Source organism: Shewanella algicola, assembly GCF_014648035.1.
GTDB classification, from domain to species: Bacteria; Pseudomonadota; Gammaproteobacteria; order Enterobacterales; family Shewanellaceae; genus Shewanella; species Shewanella algicola.
Genome location: NZ_BMQI01000009.1, coordinates 1 through 14,976 on the forward strand (window position 1 = coordinate 1; position 14,976 = coordinate 14,976).

At 43.4% G+C, this 14,976-nt stretch carries 9 protein-coding genes; 3 read left to right on the top strand and 6 right to left on the bottom strand.

Going from position 1 to position 14,976, the window contains the following annotated elements; genetic code table 11:
• Positions 1–49 precede the first annotated feature (49 nt).
• The gene (locus IEY42_RS05440; RefSeq protein ID WP_188924304.1) at positions 50–481 is read left to right on the top strand and encodes a hypothetical protein; all 432 of its coding nucleotides are present in this window, start codon (positions 50–52) and stop codon (positions 479–481) included.
• 95 nt (positions 482–576) lie between these two features.
• On the opposite strand, the gene rimO is transcribed toward IEY42_RS05440, so the two are convergent.
• Entirely contained in the window at positions 577–1,995 is a 1,419-nt protein-coding gene (gene rimO / locus IEY42_RS05445; RefSeq protein ID WP_188924305.1) for a 30S ribosomal protein S12 methylthiotransferase RimO, read from the bottom strand.
• 222 nt (positions 1,996–2,217) lie between these two features.
• Positions 2,218–3,657 carry a methyl-accepting chemotaxis protein gene (locus tag IEY42_RS05450; RefSeq protein WP_188924306.1) on the bottom strand — a complete coding sequence of 480 codons (1,440 nt, stop codon included), beginning with the start codon at positions 3,655–3,657 and terminating at the stop codon, positions 2,218–2,220.
• 654 nt (positions 3,658–4,311) lie between these two features.
• On the opposite strand from IEY42_RS05450, the gene exeM reads away from it, so the two are divergent.
• Positions 4,312–6,927, top strand: a complete 2,616-nt coding sequence (gene exeM / locus IEY42_RS05455; protein WP_188924307.1) for an extracellular exonuclease ExeM — start codon at positions 4,312–4,314, stop codon at positions 6,925–6,927.
• Positions 6,928–6,996: 69 nt separating this feature from the next.
• Here the strand turns inward: exeM and IEY42_RS05460 are convergent, their stop codons facing one another.
• The 3 genes from IEY42_RS05460 to IEY42_RS05470 form a co-directional block, all read right to left on the bottom strand.
• Positions 6,997–8,109, bottom strand: coding sequence for a PepSY-associated TM helix domain-containing protein (locus tag IEY42_RS05460; protein ID WP_188924308.1), 1,113 nt, complete (start codon positions 8,107–8,109; stop codon positions 6,997–6,999).
• Positions 8,110–8,206: 97 nt separating this feature from the next.
• The gene (locus IEY42_RS05465; RefSeq protein ID WP_188924309.1) at positions 8,207–10,360 is read right to left on the bottom strand and encodes a TonB-dependent siderophore receptor; all 2,154 of its coding nucleotides are present in this window, start codon (positions 10,358–10,360) and stop codon (positions 8,207–8,209) included.
• A gap of 226 nt (positions 10,361–10,586) precedes the next feature.
• Positions 10,587–11,690: a phosphoribosylaminoimidazolesuccinocarboxamide synthase gene (locus tag IEY42_RS05470; protein ID WP_188924310.1), complete on the bottom strand. Its 1,104-nt coding sequence runs from the start codon at positions 11,688–11,690 to the stop codon at positions 10,587–10,589.
• 198 nt (positions 11,691–11,888) lie between these two features.
• On the opposite strand from IEY42_RS05470, the gene IEY42_RS05475 reads away from it, so the two are divergent.
• Positions 11,889–12,857, top strand: coding sequence for a DMT family transporter (locus tag IEY42_RS05475; RefSeq protein WP_188924311.1), 969 nt, complete (start codon positions 11,889–11,891; stop codon positions 12,855–12,857).
• 222 nt (positions 12,858–13,079) lie between these two features.
• Here the strand turns inward: IEY42_RS05475 and IEY42_RS05480 are convergent, their stop codons facing one another.
• A complete protein-coding gene (locus IEY42_RS05480; protein WP_188924312.1) occupies positions 13,080–14,879 on the bottom strand; it encodes a DEAD/DEAH box helicase in 1,800 nt (599 codons plus the stop codon).
• Positions 14,880–14,976: the final 97 nt, after the last annotated feature.

A 14,976-nucleotide genomic window follows, 5' to 3' on the forward strand; every position in this document is an offset into this window, starting at 1 on the left:
ACCCAGAGAACAAAAAAGAAGCAGCTTAACAGCTTAGGCGACAACTACCTTGAAAAACGCCGTGCTTGTGACGTTTGAACAAGATGATGTGAAATCAGTGCTTGTATATCAAAACGAAGACGGTTCAGTGGAAGGGATGGAAATTACTCAAGACCTTCGTCCACGTGCATATGAATATAAAGTCGATGTAGTTAACTTGTCTTATGACTACGATGATCTGAGCGTGTATTTTGTGCGTGATTCAGAAACCATTGAAACGGCTGAATATACGTTAACCGATTTAGACTTCGTTGAAGAGCAAAGCACTACATTACCTGAAGACTTTTACGAAATTAATATCGTCTATGAAGCTGACAACGGCACTCAAACACTGATTTATCAGTCTGAGACTTTAGATATTAGTGGTGGCAGTAACTTTACTTTTGTACTGACACCAGACAGTACAAGTACACTAGGTCATAGATTAACTTTGTTAGAATAATTCATTGAAATAATGATTTAACAAAACAAAAAGCCGATATCAGTGATATCGGCTTTTTTATGAGGTTAACGCGCTATGAGGCTAATTTATCAAGGTTATTCGTCTTGATCATCGTCGACTTTAACGCCCCACACATCGTGCTCGTCGGCATGAATAATGTGTACCCAAACTTGATCGCCAGGTTGCACGTCAAACTCGTCGGTTAAATACACTTTACCGTCAATTTCTGGTGCGTCCATGTAGGAGCGACCGACAGCACCTTCGGTGTTCACTTCATCAATTAAGATTAAATACTCATGGCCAATACGGGCTTGCAGTTTGTCGGCACTGATCTGTGCTTGAACCGCCATAAAGCGTTGTAAACGGTCTTCCATAACATCTTCTGGCACATGGTCTGGTAAATCGTTAGCTTTAGCGCCTTCTACTGGCGAGTATTTAAAACAGCCTACGCGATCAAGTTGTGCTTCTTCTAAAAAGTCTAATAGTTCTTCAAACTCTTCTTCAGTTTCACCCGGGAAACCAACAATAAAGGTTGAACGAATCACTAATTCTGGGCAAATCTCACGCCATTTTACGATGCGCTCTAACACCTTGTCTGAGCTGCCTGGGCGTTTCATCAATTTAAGAATACGCTTATTGGCATGCTGAAACGGAATATCGAGATAAGGTAAAATGCTGCCTTGAGCCATTAATGGAATAATGTCGTCCACATGCGGGTAAGGGTAAACATAGTGCAAACGTACCCACACACCTTGCTTAGATAATTCTTCACACAACTGTTGCATGTGAGTTTTCACAGGCATGCCATCCCAAAATGCGGTTTTGTGTTTTACATCAATGCCATAAGCTGAGGTGTCTTGTGAAATAATCAGTAATTCTTTTACGTCTGCGTTCACTAAACGTTGCGCTTCACCGAGTACATCACCAATTGGGCGAGAGTTTAAATCACCACGCATTGACGGAATAATGCAGAAGGTACAACGGTGATTGCAGCCTTCTGATATTTTCAAATAGGCGTAATGTTTCGGCGTGAGTTTTACACCATGATCTGGCACAAGGTCCATCAGTGGATTGTGTTTAGGCTTTTCAACATGCAGGTGCACTTGTTTAAGTACTTCATCATAGGCATGTGGGCCGGTAACACCTAGCACGTTAGGGTGAAGTTCAACAATTTCATCTTTCTTAACGCCTAAACAACCTGTGACTAACACTTTACCGTTAGCCGCCAATGCTTCACCAATCGTTTCTAACGACTCTTGTACCGCGCTGTCAATAAAGCCACAGGTGTTCACAATAACTAAATCGGCATCGTCATAGCTGTTGGTGACATCATAGCCTTCGGTGCGTAATTGAGTGAGGATCCGCTCTGAATCGACTAAATTTTTTGGACAGCCCAATGACACAAAGCCAATTCGATTACCAATGTTAGGGGTACTTGTGCTGTTGGCTGCAAGGGTTTTACCTGGAATATCGAGCGTGGTTGTTTGCTTGGGTGTAAAGGTTTCAACTGTCATAAAATATCACACATACAGGTTGCGATTAATGATAATGATAAAAAGTGCGCGGATTATGCCTGAAAGCGGTAAAAGGTATAGATCCAATGTGGTGGAAAAGTATACTGTAAAAATTCGGTATTAGGCTAATAAAAAACGACGTGATATCGGTAGATATCACGTCGTTTTATTTTGAGTTAGCCGGGTTAATTAACCCGACAACCTGTTGATTAACTGCTCACTTTAGTTAGTGCGGTAACGGCTTAAAATCTTACCTAAGTTAGCAGAGGCTGTAGACAGATCTTTCACGCCATGTGAGGATTGCTGCGACAATCCACGGATGACATTCGATTTTTGGCGAATGTCAGTCAGTTCTTTAGCAATATCATTAGCAACAGCACTTTGCTCTTCAGATGACGTCGAAATCTGGAAGCTCATGTCCATAATTGAACGAGATGACTCAGCAATCGCATCAATGTCAGTACCAATGTTACTGATTAAGTCGCTACTGGTTTGTGCTTGTTTAACGGTGTCTTGAGTAATGCTGTCGATGTTAAGCGTTTCACTTTGCAGTAACTCAATCATGTTATGAATTTCAACCGTTGCAGCTTGAGTACGGCCCGCTAGGGTTCTTACTTCGTCTGCAACCACGGCAAACCCACGGCCCATTTCACCAGCACGTGCAGCTTCAATTGCCGCATTCAGTGCCAGTAAGTTAGTTTGGTCTGAAATCGCATTAATGGTGGTAATCACATCATTAATGTTAGTGGCATTGACCTTTAAGGTGTTAACCGAATTTGACGTTTGCTCAATGTATTTAGACAATTGTTTAATTTCGTTAATCGCACGTTTTGCTCTGTCGTAGCTTTGGCGAGTGTATTCTGAGTCTTGCTCAACACGCTCAGTAGAGTTACGCGCAATATTAGATACTTCAGCAGCAGAGGCGGTCATTTCTTCCATAGCGGTGGCGACAGAATCTAAAGAGGCATACTGTAAGTCAATTTGCTCAGCGCTTTGCTCTGCATCGCGAGCAAAAGAGTCTGAGGTTGCATGCAAGGTATCGGTATTGGTTTTAACCGCAATAACCAGCTCACTTAAGGTGTCCATGGCTTTGTCTAATGCACAACCAATGGTGCCAAACTCGTCGCGGCCAGGGTGGAACCCTAAGCGTGAGGTCAGGTCGCCTTTAGCGATTTTTTCTGTGGTTTCCCATAACACCCATAATGCTCCACCAATAAAGGTGGCGTTCCAATAAATGACCAAAGCAAAAGGTAATATCCATAAAAACGACAGTAACATTGAGTTCATAGCCGCTTGTTTCGCATCTGACTCTTGGTTATACACTGATTCGCTAAGCACGTAATATTGGCCTGCTGAGGCGTATACCGCGGTGACGGTGTCTTGTGAGCGACTACTGGTTTGGGCGCGACTAGACACTTGCAACCCAAGACTTGCAGCCTGTTCAAGTTGGCCGGTTGAATCAAGTGCTTGCACCATAGCAGCGGCTTTTTGCTCTAGCATCTGTACCGATTGCTGTTCAATTTGATCCATTTTGCTGAAATAGCTGCTGATGGATACGCTGGATAACACGATTAGGAATAGCGCAAAGATGGTCCAAAATTTGTCGTTAATCGACATCTTTATGAAGAGTTTATCAATATTCCTGAAATCAACTTGTTTCATAGCGAGGGTACCTAAACCGGTAAATACAATAGATGCAAATAGTAGAGTAGCTGGCAGTATTTTGATACTAAAATACCGTGCAAACTACAATTCTTATGACAAAAACAACTAAGTGACTATATTTATATCGACAATAAATCTTATAGCTTAAGAGGTTTATTGTTTTTTATCGGCGTAATTCGAACATGGCTTTAATGGTTTGTACTGCATGAGCCTTCTCTTTTTCTGCATTTTATAACATTTTTATCACTACTAACGCCTGCTAATGGGGTAAACCATAGCTTTGCCTGTTTAATTATCTACATATTCATTTATCGTTTCAAGGTAAGCGATAGTATTAATTACATTACAAAACAGCATGTTGTAATACTCTTGTTTTATTTTTAATAAAAGTGTTACAAAGATTATCATATTGTTTTGAAATACCCTTAAGTATTGTTTTGTGCTTAGTTTCTGTTTTTAAATGAGAATTTGATCGCACTTTATTGCTTATCCTGCCAAGAGAATTATTTTGTTCTGTTAATCAAGTAGATAGTAATTTTTTCTGCTCATTTTTTGTGATCAATGTTCTTTTTAATGTCACAAAACTTTGGGACAATCGCGCCGCATATTACAAAAAAATAGCATTTCTATTACAAAATATGGGGTTAAAAAATGAAAGGACTGACTAAACTAACGGCGGTTTCACTCGCTGTGGCCGCAGCATTGCCAATGATGGCAAATGCAGATGTGTTAATTAGTGAATATGTTGAAGGGAGCTCCAACAACAAAGCGATTGAACTGTATAACAGCGGTGATGCAGCCGTTGATTTAACAGGCTACAAATTAGTACGTTATAAAGACGGCGACACCGCGGCTCTAGACATGGTTGATTTGACGGATTCAATTGCGGCTAAAAGTGTCAAAGTGATTTTACACCCAAGCGCAGCAATCACCTTACCAACGGGTGCCGACTCAATGACCGGTAACTTGTACTTTAATGGTGGCGATGCTGTCGGACTATTAAAAGACGATGTGTTGGTTGATGTCATTGGCGAAATCCCAACGCCAGATGGTTGGGGAGCCAACACCACTTTTCAGCGCAATCTAGAAGATTTAACGGCAAGCACAACCTATAATGCTGCCCAATGGGTTGAACTCGAAGAAGATACTTTTAGTGGTCTAGGCACACTCGAAGCAGCTGAGGCTCCGGAGCCAAGCACCTTTACCTGTAACGGTGCCACGTTGACCAATATTTATGATATTCAAGGCGCGGGTGATTCAAGTCCATTGATTGTCAGTGGTAGTTTTGAGTCGGCTAACGAAGTTACCGTAAAAGGCATTGTGAGCGCTAGAAGCGACAGTTTATATAAAGGTTTCTTTATTCAAGATGCCCAAGGCGATGGCTCACCTTATACCTCAGACGGTATTTTTGTTTACCTAAATGAAGCCGCGCCAGACACCATTCAGCCAGGTACTGAGGTGTGTGTTCAAGGTAAAGTAAAAGAGTATTACGGCTCTACTCAAATAGACATTAAAGACGATCAAAAATTTGAAGTGGGTGTTGTCGGTGATGTACCTGCCGCGGTTGAATTCTATGTTGCAGATGGCGAAACGCTTAACGAAGCATTAGAGCGTGTTGAAGGCATGAAAGTGAAGCTAGATGCCGGCAGTGACATGAAAGTGACGCGTACCTTTAGCTTTGATTACTCAAGTTACCGCAACAATATGGTGTTGTCGCATAAAGCGCCATTAATGAAACCCACGCAAGTATTCGAGCCAAACTCGGCGGACGCTGTAGCATTAAGTGACGCCAATATTGCCAATCAGCTTTTTGTTGAGTCTGATTATAAGGCGAACGATGGCGAAGTGCCTTATTTCCCTGACTTTAATGCTGAAACTGGTTATATCCGTGTGGGTGATCAGCTCACTAATCTTGAAGGTGTAATTGGTTACAGCTACAGCTCGTACCGTATTCTAGCCACCAATACGATTACCGCCGGTGACTTTATTCGTGGAGATGATCGTACCGATGCGCCAACTGTGGCAGATATGGGCGATATACGTGTAGCAAGCTTTAACGTATTGAACTTCTTTAATGACGCAGTAGGTGGCGATGCTAACCCATCAAACAGCAACCGCGGCGCGTTAACCGAAGACGAAATGGTATTGCAGCGTACCAAAATTGTGAATGCACTTGTGGCCATGAACGCCGATGTTGTTGGCTTAATGGAAATTGCCAACAATGGCTTTGGTGAGTTAAGCGCCATTCAAAACCTATTGGATGCCTTAAATGCAGAGCTGACAGATGAACAAGCATACCGCTTTGTAGAAATTGAAGATGCTGACAAATATGACGGTAAGTATATTGGTAGCGACGCGATTACAGTGGGCATGTTATATCGTCCTGCACGCATTAGCTTAGATGGCGCAGCGCAAGTGATTGCGACACCAGAGCAACATGCTGCTGAAGGCGCACAAACTCGTGAAAAAGATGACGTGGTTGAATCAAGCCCTGGCTATGACAAATACCAACGTCACAGCCTAGTGCAAAGCTTTAGCATTAATGATGAAAAACTGACGATTGTGGTTAATCATCTTAAGTCTAAAGGATCTGGCTGTATTGAAGATTGGGCAGAATTTAACGAAAATTCTGAACCCGCTGATTTACAAGGTAAGTGTAATGCCTTCCGGGTATCGGCAGCTAAAGTATTAGGTGAGTCACTTAAAGATGTCGACGGTGATGTGTTGGTGATTGGTGATTTAAATGCCTACGGTAAAGAAGATCCCGTTGCTGTATTAACTGACTATGATGCCTCAACAACAGACCATGTTATTCGTACTGCATCTTGGACAACCCTTGACGGCAAAGTATATGAGCGTGAGGGCAGTGTGATTGATAAGGGCTACGGCTTAATTAACTTAAACACGCAAGTGCACGGTGCTGATACTTACTCGTACAGCTACAACGGCGAGTTAGGTAACTTAGACCATGCATTAGGTAATGCGAGTTTAGCAGCTAAAGTTGTGGGTATTGATGACTGGCACATTAACTCGGTTGAATCTAACCTGTTTGAATATGGCAGCAAGTACACTGGCGACTTAGTGAAGTCTGAAAATGCATTTTCTGCATCAGACCATGACCCAGTGATTATTGCACTGAGTTACCCAGATCCTGAACCAGTTGAGCCTGTTGACCCAGTTGAGCCAGAGAAAAAGGGTGATGGTGGTAGCTTAGGCTACTTAGCATTAATGTTATTAGGTGCACTAGGCTTACGTCGTCGCAGCTAATATTTGTTAATTGTTTTAGTGCTTAAGCAAAAAGGATGACGGTATCGTCATCCTTTTTTATTGGTTGTTTTATGCACTGACTACTTGTTGGCGACGATTGTGTGCCGATTTAACCCGTTGTTGGCGGCGATGCCAATACAAATACAGCCCAGTAAACCCAAGGATTAACGGCATTAAACCGATAATGCACCAAATTATCCGTGACAATAACCCACCAAAATAGCCAAAGTGTAACTTACGAAAACTGTCTAAAAACACGGTTAATGTGCTTGCTTGACGAATGTCTTGTTTGGCGAGTAATTTGCCTGTGGTTCGGTCAAAGCTAACAAAGCTGGCGTATTCGCTATTAAACGGGTTGCTGCTGTCGACCTCGCCGTAAAAAGTGATATCACGGCCCGGTTCAAAGGGCATGGTAAGGTAACCTGCTTTATAGCTGGAAATCTCGGCTTCGGTTTGTTGCATCAATGCTTCAAATGAAATGACTGGGCTATGGCGTGGCGCGCTCACAAGATAATGCTCACCATCGGAATGCTCGCTTAGTTCATGCTGTATGCCAATAAAGTTCCAATACACCCCAGTTAAAGCCACAATAATGAGCACTGGCGAGCTTAAAATACCAATAAATTTATGAATATCGCTAAACAATATCCGCCTCACCGCGTTAAAGCGTAGGGTAAACAACTTAACCCAAAAACGGCGATATAATATGATGCCGCTAATCCCTAAAAACAGCATGATACAACCGACAATTAACGCAACGCTTGCCCCAGCCACATGGAATAAAAAGCTATAGTGTAGCTCTAGTAGCCAGTCGGTTAGATAATGCGTCAAGGTTTGTGGCTCAGACAATAGCTGGCCATTATATTGATTTATATAAACTTTAAACCAATTTTCTGTGCCTCGTTCAATTAAATAGCCAGCGTCAGATCGTGATTTATCATCAAAGATTTCCCAGCCACCTAACTCATAATCACTATTAGCGCTTAGCATGGTATCCATTAGCGTGTCTAAACTGACTCTTGGCGTTGTGACAGAGGCGTCGACTAACATGTGCGCTGGGCGTAGCAAGCTGTCTATTTCGACTTTAAACACTAAAATGCTACCGGTTATTGAAATGATCAATAACGGTAGCATGGCGATAAGGGCACCATAAGAGTGCCATTTAAAAAGGGTTTTTCTCATAAGAATGTCATTTCATTGTTGGATGAATTCAGTGAGATAACCTGGCATTGATACCACTGAGCAAAGGTTATCTCACTGACGCAGATTGCGCGACTAATTACATTTTCCAGCTTAACGTGGCACTGTAGTTTGCAGGTGCACCGTAGTAACCTTGGGCCCAGTACAAGCTATTGATGTACTTTTCATCACCAACATTATTGGCATTAACCGCTAATCCTAGATTCTCGCTAATTTGATATTTAGCCATTAAATCAATCACCGCATAGGCGTCTTGCTTGGTAATAATCTCAGTGCCTGCGTTGTCAAAACCTTCCGCTACGACTCCTTGATTGCGCGAGATATCATCTTGCCAGCGCATGTTCATCCCGATAGAGAGCCCTTCTATGGTTTCAAAGTCATAGGTAGCGGCAAATTTTAATAGCTTGCTTGGGGTGTAAGCAGCAACGGTATCGTCACCTTCAATGTCAAAGTCGGTATAACCTATGCTGGCATTCAAACCTGGGTAAATTTCACCGGCCACTTCAAACTCAAAACCTGTGCTACTAATCCCGTCTGCACCATAGTAAGTTTGCATGTCGATAGGTAACCCTGCAGTTTCAGGGTCAAGTACTGCAATATTGGTTTGCTCTACGTCAAAGTAGGCTAGGCTGGCAATTAAACGACCGTTAAACAATTCGCTTTTAACGCCCACTTCGCGGCTTTCTCCGGTAATGGGGTCAAGAAACACCCCCACACTGTCGGCTTCAGTCTGTGCAACAAAATTTTCGGTGTAACTGGCGTAAGCTACTAGTTCAGGCGTAAAACTATAAACGGCACCTAAGTATGGGATAAACTTGTCATAATCGGCATCTTGGTTAACTTCGTATGACTCGCCTTCTGCTTGCCAATCGTTGTAACGTCCACCGACAATCACGTGTAAATCATCCACAACACTAAAGCGACCGGTAAAGTAAGCAGCTTGCTGTTTGCGGATCACATCGCTGCCGCGTAAGCCATCAATAAAGGTCGGTTTTGGGGTGTTGCCGTCCCAGGTGTTGAGATCTGGCATTTCGGGGAAGCCATAGTCAGTGGTGTAATCATAAAGTGAGCTGTCGGTGTAGCTCATTTTAGAATAGTTAACCCCAGCAACAAGTTGATGCTCGCGGCCAAACAGGCTGAAGTTACCATCAACATAAATATCCACTAAATCACTTTGGTCATCTAAATCATACTCACTGCCATAACCGGTTAAGCCAAGTTCGGTATCCTTGTTTGGTGTGCCAAACACATAAAATAACTCCGTGTCTTCGTCGGTTGTTTTATGTGAGTAAGTCGCCCGTAAACGCCAGTCAGAATTAAAGTGGTGGCTTAGCTCAAACACGGTATTGTTTTTAATGACCTGCCAGTTAGACCAGTCGGCTGAGGTGTTGGTAGAGCTGTCGTAATTGGTGGCGCTACCGTCAGTGTAAAACAACGGCAGGGCGCCCCAGTTATTGCCTGTGGCATCGTTATTAATGTAGCTGTGGCTTAGTGATAAGCTGGTGTCGTCTGTTAAGTTGGCTTCTAAAAACACATAAAAGACATTTTTATCGGTTTCATAGCGGTCTAAATACGAATCTTTACTTTGAGTTACCGCTACCGCTCTGGCAGCAAAGGTGTCATTAAGTCTGACAGAACCATCAGCTTCGATACGGGTGTTATTAAAGCTGCCATAAGTACCACTAACGGTAAGTTGGTTGTCTGCAGTAGGGCGTTTCCGAATAAAGTTGATGGTGGCAGATGGATTACCCACACCTGTCATTAAGCCGTTAGCACCGCGGATAACCTCGATGCGGTCATAAATCGCGGTGTCTTCATCGGCATGGTTATTACCTGAGGTAAGTGGCAAACCAATACCGTCAATTTGAAAGTTAGTAATATCAAAACCGCGGGCGGTATAGTAAGTGCGGTCGGTTTCAATTCGCTCAACGTTAACCCCGGTAGCGGAGTCTAGCGCGGCATTGATGTCGTGTAATTGAAAGTCTTGCATTTGCGCTTCGGTGATAACCGAAACTGATTGAGGGATATCAATAATGGCGAGGTCTAAACGTGAGGCGCCACTCACTGAGTGGGCGTTGTAACCAGCAAAATAACTGCCAGTCACTTCAATTTTTTCAATGTTATCGGTGTTTACCGTGTCATTGTTGACCTCGAGAGGTTCGTCGGCAGCAAAGGCGTGTTGCGATAAGCTAATAGCGCATAGAACAGCTAGGCTAATTTTATTTAATTTCATGGTGTTATCATCTTCAGCGGCTATGAACGAGTCCTTGTTCGTTATGTGTCATTATGTTTTAGCCGAGATAATACACTTGATGTTAATGAAAATCATTATCATTTACATTTTGTGAGTTTTGTAAATTTAATCTTTGAAGAGGGAGGTTTGCTAGGGATTGATCATCATGATAACGAATAGAATTAAGGCGCCAGAAGGCGCCTTAATGCATATAGCGAGAGCATGATTAGTCAACTAAATCGTATTGCTCACGTAGCACTTTGATGATGTCTGCTTTTGGATTCGTCGGCAGTGCAATGCTGTTACCGGTGACTTTTTCTGCCACGCCAGTGTAAGTACGCGACACGTTCATCATGGCTTCAAGTGGTAAGTCATTGTCACGGGCAAGGGCTTCACGTTCTGGCATTCTGTCTTTGTTTAACAGAATATCGGCATCGTCAAAATGATTTAATAAGAACTGACGGAAGCCTTCTTTTGAGTTCTCAACAATCTTACCGTCGCGATAAGCTGCACCGTCCCAAATACGTGATGAGTCTGGGGTGCCGACTTCATCCATATAAATCAGTTTTGACTGACCGTTTTTGTCATTCACGTAGCCAAACTCAAATTTGGTATCGACAAACACCTGGTCAAGTTTTGCCAGCGCGTCTGAAATCACCTTGAACCCTTGTTTTAGCAGGGTTTCATATAAGTCGATATCTTGTGGCTTTTCAAAGCCAAATGCCTGGTAGTTGGCTTCAATGTCGTTGCGGCTGATATTCACGTCATCTTGCGCAGGCACGCCTGGAATACCGGTTAAAATACCTTTGGTTGATGGGGTGATCAGTAATTCAGGTAATTTTTGATCTTTACTTAACCCTTCTGGCAAGGTGATGCCACAAAAAACACGTTCGCCTTTTGAGTAGGCACGCCACATTGAGCCGGTAATGTATTGACGACAAATGGCTTCAACTTTAATGGGACGGGCTTTTTGTACTATCCACACAAATGGGTGCGGAATATCTAAAATGTGGCTATCAGCTAAACCGTTTTCAGCAAATAAACCAAACCAGTGGTTTGAAATCGCATTTAATGCAGCGCCTTTGCCTGGAATGCCTTGCAAATTACCTTCGCCATGGAAGATGCAGTCAAATGCTGAAATGCGGTCACTGATCACCATAATAGCAAGTGGGGTATCTTCTGGGACATCGTAACCTTTCTCCTGAATAAGGCGACGGCTATCGGTATCAGTTAACCAGTAAACGCTGCGAACTTTGCCACTGTGGACAGGCTTGTCGGTACGGATAGGTAAATCATTGTTCACGGCAAGAACGGAATCAGCAAGACTCATGCGAGTGTTCCTTAGGTAGTAGGGCACATAGGTTTTTTATGGCGGCTATTTTACCTCTATTAGCTGGATTTGCCACGCGAAAAGGGTGTGTTGAAATAGGCTTTTTTATTATGCGAACAATCAACTACAGATGTGGAAGACTTTAGTCCTTCATTCAGGCAATATTCACCGCCTAAATAATGTAATGAGTGAGCCAACGTGGGGACTGAACAACAAAACGCCAATAATCGCTTAGGGCTGATATTTGTTTCTATTGCGATACTTTTCTGGGGAATATTGCCCATAGCGCTCAAACTCTCTGGTGGTTTTATTACTCCGGTCACCTTGACCTGGTTTCGGTTTTTAATGGCATTCGTAGTGACGTTGCTTATTCAATGGAAAATCGGTGCGCTGCGTCAATTTGTGGGTTTACCTCGGGCTGTATGGCTAAAACTCACCTTGGCTGGTGTATTGCTGATGTGTAATTACGTGTCATTTGTGTACTCATTGGGCTACTTAGCCCCAGGCACCGCACAACTCAATTTTCAAACCGCGCCATTCTTTTTAGCATTTGGCGGGGTGTTGTTTTTTAAAGAGCGCTTTAATGCTTTTCAGCTCAGTTGTTTTGCCACACTTGCGCTGGGGATGTTGATGTTTTTCCATCCGCAGCTCGACTTAAGCCACGCTAGCGACCATCAAGTATTGATGGGGATTATTATTGTGCAGTTCTCGGTGATGTCGTGGACCAGCTATGCGTTATTGCAAAAGTCGGTAAGTCAGCGAATATCGCCTAGTAATGTATTGTTGTTTATTTATGGTTTAGGCATTTTTGCCATGGCACCGTTTAGCGATTTTAGCCAGTTTGAGGCCATGACATTAAACCAATGGTGGATTGTATTATTTTGCGGTGCTAATACTTTAATCGCTTATGGCTGCTTTGCTCAGGCCTTGCATTATTGGCCAACCGCTCAAGTGAGTGCGATGTTGTCTTTAACGCCAGTGTTGAGCTTTACCGTGACCGAACTGGTGGTCAGTTTAGGCTGGTGGAGCGGGATATTTAGCAGCGCCAATATCGATTTATTATCATTAATGGGCATTGTATTAATTGTCTGTGCGGTTTTTACGGTACAAATTGTGCCTATGTATCAAAAGCGCAAGCAGGCTAAAGCATTCAGGACGTTACTGTAACATTTTGGTGCAAAAGAATTATCACTAGGGTCGCTTTGCTGCTAGGGCGGACTGCGTCCTGTTAGAAATGATAACAAGCGCTCTAATATTCTAGAACCTAGCAGCGTAGCGCTCTAGTACTCTAGAATCTAGCAGCGTAGCGCTCTAGAGTCTTTACTATTAAAAACTGAAAACAAAAATGGAGCCCTGAGGCTCCATTTTTTGTGTCATTCAACTGAATGATTAGCCATTGTCACGTGGCTTACGTGGACGACGTTCTGCACCTGCAGGACGGTCACCGCGTGGACGATCACCACGAGGCTTGCGTGGCGCACCACGACCAGAGTCTGCAAACACTTCATCACCGGCTTCACGGATGTTAAGTGGACGACCACATACACGTACCTTTTTAAGGTGAGATAGAATGTCTTTTGGCATGCCGTCTGGTAAGTCAACGGTAGTCACTTGGTCGAATAATTGAATTTGACCAATGAAACGGCTGTCGATGTTAGCTTCGTTAGCAATAGCGCCAACAATGTTACCCACACCAACACCATTTTCACGACCCACATCGATAACATAACGGTTCATTTTCACGTCTGGGTTATCTTTTAGGGTGTCTGCACTACCAAAGCTAGTTGGCGCCGGACGGTTACTGCGCTCACGACGTGGACGGTCGCTGTTGCGATCACCACGGTCATCACGTGAATCACGTTGACGCTCAGTAATCGTTGGTAATTGTAACGGACGCTCTTGCTGTACTTGTTGTAATAATGCAGCGGCTAATAAGTCGGTATCAACTTCAAGCTGTTGGCATAATTCAGCAACGGCATTTTTCATGAAATCTAAGTCGCCGTTTAAGGTTTCTTGGATTTGCTCGCCTAAACGAGATAAACGACGCTCTGCAACTGTCTCAGGGCTAGGCACTTTCATTGGCGAAATACGGCTGTTTGTTGCACGTTCGATAGTGCGTAACATACGCATTTCACGGTTGGTCACAAACAAAATGGCCATACCTTTACGGCCAGCGCGACCAGTACGACCGATACGGTGTACGTAGGCTTCTGAATCGTAAGGAATATCGTAGTTTACAACGTGGCCAATACGTTCAACGTCTAAACCACGTGCTGCTACGTCAGTTGCAATCAAAATGTCTAACTTGCCGCGTTTTAACTGCTCAACAGCGCGCTCACGTGCTTGTTGGTTCATGTCACCGTGTAGTGGTGATGATGCGTAACCGCGAGCTTCTAATTTTTCTGCTAATTCAACACAGCTGTTACGAGTACGTACGAAAATGATAATACCTTCAGTATTTTCAACTTCTAATACGCGTACTAAGGCTTCAAGTTTGTTGTGTTGTGAAACTTGCACAAAACGTTGGTCAATTGACTCTACCGTAGTGTGGCTAGCAGCAATGCTGATGTTAACTGGGCTGTTCAAATGCTTGTTAGCTACGCGCTTGATTTGCTCAGGCATAGTGGCAGAGAACAACGCAAGTTGGCTGTTAGCTGGTTTATGTTCTAGAACCCATTCGATATCATCGATGAAGCCCATTTTTAACATTTCATCAGCTTCATCAAGCACTAATGCTTTTAATGTGTCTAATTTTAGTGTGCCACGACGCATGTGATCCATTACACGGCCAGGTGTACCAACAATCACTTGTGGGCCACGCTTAAGGGCGTTTAACTGTTGTTGCATGCTTTGACCGCCGTAAATAGGCAGTACGTGGAAACCTTTCATGTGTTTTGCATAGCTACCAAAAGCTTCTGCAACCTGAACGGCTAGTTCACGAGTTGGAGCCAACACTAAAATCTGTGGAGCATTGATTTTCATGTCGATTTTGTTTAGTAAAGGCAGGGCGAATGCACCTGTTTTACCGGTACCGGTTTGCGCTTGACCGATAATATCTTTACCTGCCATTAGCGGGTCGATACTAGCAGACTGAATTGGCGTTGGTTTTTCGTAACCAAGCTCGTCAAGTGAACGCAACAAATACTCAGACAGGCCGAGTTCGCGGAAAGTTCTTTCATTGGATGACATTGAGTTGTAGCCTTGTGGATGCGCACGAAGTTCGGAAGCTCGTGCTAAAGTTTCACAGACAGAAAATCAACCCCGTGTCGATTTCCCGCGCCGATAA

Bases quoted from the DNA above. Each gene is read 5' to 3' on its own strand.
- rimO (WP_188924305.1), bottom strand. From the start codon at position 1,995: ATGACAGTTGAAACCTTTACACCCAAGCAAACAACCACGCTCGATATT.
- IEY42_RS05450 (WP_188924306.1), bottom strand. From the start codon at position 3,657: ATGAAACAAGTTGATTTCAGGAATATTGATAAACTCTTCATAAAGATG.
- exeM (WP_188924307.1), top strand. From the start codon at position 4,312: ATGAAAGGACTGACTAAACTAACGGCGGTTTCACTCGCTGTGGCCGCA.
- IEY42_RS05460 (WP_188924308.1), bottom strand. From the start codon at position 8,109: ATGAGAAAAACCCTTTTTAAATGGCACTCTTATGGTGCCCTTATCGCC.
- IEY42_RS05465 (WP_188924309.1), bottom strand. From the start codon at position 10,360: ATGAAATTAAATAAAATTAGCCTAGCTGTTCTATGCGCTATTAGCTTA.
- IEY42_RS05470 (WP_188924310.1), bottom strand. From the start codon at position 11,690: ATGAGTCTTGCTGATTCCGTTCTTGCCGTGAACAATGATTTACCTATC.
- IEY42_RS05480 (WP_188924312.1), bottom strand. From the start codon at position 14,879: ATGTCATCCAATGAAAGAACTTTCCGCGAACTCGGCCTGTCTGAGTAT.